This is a genomic window from uncultured Veillonella sp. (genome assembly GCF_900545205.1).
In the GTDB taxonomy this organism is placed as follows: Bacteria; Bacillota; Negativicutes; order Veillonellales; family Veillonellaceae; genus Veillonella.
In genome coordinates this window covers 1-4,665 of the sequence record NZ_UQYC01000103.1, presented here as the reverse complement: position 1 = coordinate 4,665, position 4,665 = coordinate 1, and the positions used below count along the sequence as shown (strand labels likewise).

Annotated in this window: 3 protein-coding genes; 1 reads left to right on the top strand and 2 read right to left on the bottom strand. The window is 40.7% G+C overall.

Annotation, left to right across the window (positions count from 1 at the left end):
- A partial coding sequence (locus QZR70_RS08460) for an IS30 family transposase (protein ID WP_295794485.1) occupies positions 1-388 on the top strand: 388 nt, incomplete at its 5' end.
- Positions 389-400: 12 nt separating this feature from the next.
- Here the strand turns inward: QZR70_RS08460 and uvrA are convergent.
- Together uvrA and QZR70_RS08450 are read right to left on the bottom strand one after the other, a co-directional pair.
- Positions 401-3,253: an excinuclease ABC subunit UvrA gene (gene uvrA / locus QZR70_RS08455; protein ID WP_295794483.1), complete on the bottom strand. Its 2,853-nt coding sequence runs from the start codon at positions 3,251-3,253 to the stop codon at positions 401-403.
- Between the two features lie 208 nt (positions 3,254-3,461).
- Positions 3,462-4,665: helicase-related protein (locus QZR70_RS08450; protein WP_295794481.1), on the bottom strand; the 1,204-nt coding region annotated here is incomplete at its 5' end.

Below are 4,665 nucleotides of genomic sequence, written 5' to 3'. Positions count from 1 at the left end.
TGATGTAAAAGAAACACTGCATACATGGTTAAATACGTTTAAAGATGTTAATCTATCCTACTTATGTAAAACAATAACTGCAGATAACGGTTTAGAGTTTTCAGAGATATCTGATTTAGAAAATGAAACTTTGTCTATTTATTTTGCTCGACCTTATTCTGCTTGGGAACGTGGATCGAACGAAAGGCATAATGGTTTACTTCGTAGATGTATACCGAAAGGAATGCCAATAAAAGCCGTTTCAGAAGAAACAATTCAACGAACACTTCAATGGTGTAATAATTTGCCACGCAAGCTTCTAAATTATAGAACCCCTTTGGATGTTTTTCTTGAAGAAGTTAATAAAATTGTAGATTTGGATACTGTTCAATTTCATATTGCAATTTAAGAATACTTTATTTTATTTCTTATTTTTAGCTGCTTTCATAAATTTCTTGGTCTGTTCTAATACAGGGCCTAAGAATTTGCCAGTATAGCTTTCTTTTACCTTGGCGATTTGCTCTGGTGTACCTGTTGCTACAATGGTACCACCACGATTACCACCTTCTGGACCTAAATCGATGATATGATCCGCCATCTTAATGACATCTAGGTTATGTTCAATAACGACCACTGTATCTCCACCATCGACAAGCTTTTGTAGTACATCTAAGAGCTTACGAATATCTTCGGCATGTAGGCCAGTTGTCGGTTCATCAAGGATGTAAAGGGTTTTGCCTGTACTACGACGAGCCAATTCAGTAGCTAATTTAACGCGTTGAGCCTCACCACCAGATAATGTTGTGGCCGCTTGACCTAAACGGATATAGCCAAGACCTACCTCTTGTAAGGTAACCATCTTACGATGAATTTTAGGAATCGCGCTAAAGAATTCTACTGCATCATCTACGGTCATATCTAATACATCGGCAATGGATTTGCCTTTATATTTAACCTCTAAGGTTTCACGGTTATAACGAGCGCCTTTACATACTTCGCAAGGTACGTATACATCTGGCAAGAAGTGCATTTCAATTTTGATAATACCATCGCCACGACAAGCTTCACATCGACCGCCTTTTACGTTAAAGCTAAAGCGACCTTGTTTATAGCCGCGCATCTTAGCCTCTGGTGTTTGGCTGTAGAGCTCGCGTATAGCATCAAATACGCCCGTATAGGTAGCTGGATTGGAGCGAGGTGTACGTCCGATTGGACTTTGGTCAATATTGATGATTTTATCGATATGTTCTAGGCCACGGATTTCTTTATGATCCCCTACCTTATGGAAGGAACGGTACAACTGATTAGCTAAACCTTTATAAAGAATTTCATTGATTAAGGTAGACTTACCAGAACCGCTGACACCAGTAACCACATTAAATAGGCCGATAGGGAATTTTACATTTACATTTTGTAAATTATTTTCCTTCGCACCGCGAATTTCGATGCAGTTTTTACCTGGCTTACGTCGCTCTTCAGGGAGCGCTATAAACTTACGACCACTCAAGTACTGACCAGTAATAGAGTTTTCTACCTTCATCACTTCGTCCACAGTACCAGCTGCAATAATTTGACCTCCATGCTCACCTGCTCCTGGACCGATGTCTACGAGATAGTCTGCAGCACGCATCGTATCTTCGTCGTGTTCTACAACGAGCAATGTATTGCCTAAGTCGCGTAAACCTTTTAATGTATCGATGAGACGATCATTATCTCGTTGGTGTAGACCGATAGATGGTTCATCTAGAATATACAACACACCAACAAGGCCAGAGCCAATTTGTGTGGCCAAGCGAATACGTTGTGCTTCACCACCAGAAAGGGTCCCTGCACTACGGTTCATGGTAAGGTAATCGAGGCCTACATTATTGAGGAAGCCAAGGCGAGCATTGATTTCCTTCAAAATTTGAGCGCCAATCACTTGTTCCCGTTCAGTTAGCTGTAAATTACCAAAGAAATCCAGTGCTTCTTTAATGGTTAATTGCGTTACTTCATTGATATTCTTATCCCCTACGGTTATAGCTAACACTTCAGGTTTAAGACGAGCACCATGGCATGTAGTACACGGCTTAATGGACATAAATTTTTCAAACTCTTCACGCATAGAATCGGTAGAGGCTTCACTATGACGGCGTTTTACCATCGGCAAAATACCTTCGTACTCTGTAAAGAATTCCTTTACTTCACCTCTCATATTTTCATAGGTGAAAGCTACCTTATCCGTCGTGCCATACATGACTTTTTTCTGTAATGCTTTTGGCAATTCATCATAGGTAGAGTCTAAAGAATATCCATTAGCTTTTAATAGGCCTTCTACTTGACGCATAAACCATGCATTAGGATTAGAGCTCAATGCTTGCACACATCCATCGGCAAAGCTAATAGAGCCATCTGGAATAACGCGCTCTTCGTCTACTTCCATAGTGGAGCCAATCCCCAAGCAAGCTGGACAAGCGCCAAATGGACTGTTGAAGGAGAACATGCGCGGTTCAATTTTCGGTAATGAAATATGACAGTCTGGACATGCAAAGTGTTGACTATACATGTGTTCAGGGCCGTCTACCTCTTGGATAACAACGATGCCTTCTGCCCATTTTGATGCGGTCTCCATAGAGTCTGCCAAGCGGGATTCGATGCCTTCTTTTACAACGAGTCGGTCTACCACGATATCGATAGAGTGTTTTTTATTTTTCTCTAATGTAATATCTTCATCTAATGTACGTACAACGCCATCTACGCGAGCACGAACAAAGCCTTCTTTACGAAGTTGTTCAAAGACGGATTTATGCTCCCCTTTTTTTCCTTGAATCATAGGCGCCAATACTAAAATCTTAGTACCTTCTGGGAAGCTCATTACATCATCTGTCATTTGTTGTATTGTTTGTTGTGTAATAGGCTTACCACATTCTGGACAGTGGGCATGACCTACACGAGCAAATAATAGACGCAAGTAGTCGTAAATCTCCGTTACAGTACCGACTGTAGAACGAGGATTGCGGCTTGTTGTCTTTTGATCGATAGAAATCGCTGGAGATAAGCCTTCAATATAATCTACATCAGGTTTATCCATTTGTCCTAAAAATTGACGAGCATACGCAGACAAGGACTCTACATAGCGTCGTTGCCCTTCTGCGTAAATCGTATCAAATGCTAAGGACGATTTACCAGAACCACTGAGACCAGTCAAAACGATAAACTGATCTCGTGGTAAGGCTATATCTATATTTTTAAGGTTATGCTGACGCGCACCTTTTACTATCAATTGATCTTTCATTATGTTCCCTATTTAAAGAGATGATACCAAATGGCATCATCTCTATTTTTACTAACATGAAATAATATATGTATATTATCGCACATATAGTCTATATAATCTATGTGTTTTCTTACAATCTATCTAGATATGTAAATTTATCTCTATAGATTCACTAATTACATTCAAGTAGTTAAATTTTTACTATATGAATATATGTTACACCTACTTAAGATTTACTCTTTGTACTGGTCCGTTTTCTCCCTTTACTTGATGCGGGCTTTTTCAATTTGCTTTCACCAGCACTATGCATATCGGACCATTGTTGACGTAGTTCCCCCAATTGGTCGCGAAGCTTAGCAGCCTTTTCAAATTCAAGCTGCTTTGCAGCGGCCTTCATTTGACGGTCTAGTTCTTCAATCTTATTGAATAACTCTTCTGGCGTTATATCTGCCACCTTAGGAGTAGATGCCTCTTGAGCATATGGTTCATGTCCATGGTCCATACCTGTTGTAGAGGATTTCTTTTTCCCTTTCTTCGGTGAAAAGTCCTTCCCATCGGTGACCATATCTTCTTCAATTTTCGTCAACTCAATGAGTTCTTTTACATCTTTAGAGACAGACTTAGGCGTAATATTATGTTCAATATTATAAGCCTCTTGCACAGCACGACGGCGATCGGTTTCATCAATAGCTCGTTGCATAGAGCCAGTTACGCGGTCAGCGTACATAATAACGTGACCATTCACATTACGAGCAGCCCGACCGATTGTTTGAATCATAGCCGTATCAGAACGTAAGAAACCTTCCTTATCTGCATCTAATATAGCTACTAGAGAAACTTCTGGCATATCTAGGCCTTCACGGAGCAGGTTAATACCAACCAGTACGTCAAAAACACCAGCTCGTAAGTCCCGAATAATTTCGGCACGCTCGATGGTAACGATATCCGAGTGGAGGTATCGAACACGAACGCCCATTTCCTTCAAGAACTCTGTTAAATCCTCCGCCATTTTCTTTGTTAAGGTCGTAACAAGGACACGCTCATTCTTAGCAGCTCGCTTATGAATTTCACCGAGCAAGTCATCCATTTGTCCCTTAATAGGACGAATCTCAATGGATGGATCGAGTAAACCAGTAGGACGAATAATTTGCTCTGCAATATTCGTTTGTACTTCCATTTCGTATGGACCAGGCGTTGCCGATACATAGACAATTTGATTGATACGCTCCACGAATTCATCGAATTGAAGCGGTCTATTATCAAGCGCAGACGGCAAACGGAAGCCATATTCGATAAGTGATTCTTTACGTGCACGGTCACCATTGTACATGGCACGTACTTGAGGTATCGTTACATGAGACTCGTCCACCATGATGAGGAAGTCATCTGGGAAATAGTCTATCAATGTGTATGGTGCCTCTCCAGCCTTA

Excerpts from the sequence above, each read along its gene's own strand:
- uvrA (WP_295794483.1), bottom strand. The coding sequence starts at position 3,253 with ATGAAAGATCAATTGATAGTAAAAGGTGCGCGTCAGCATAACCTTAAA.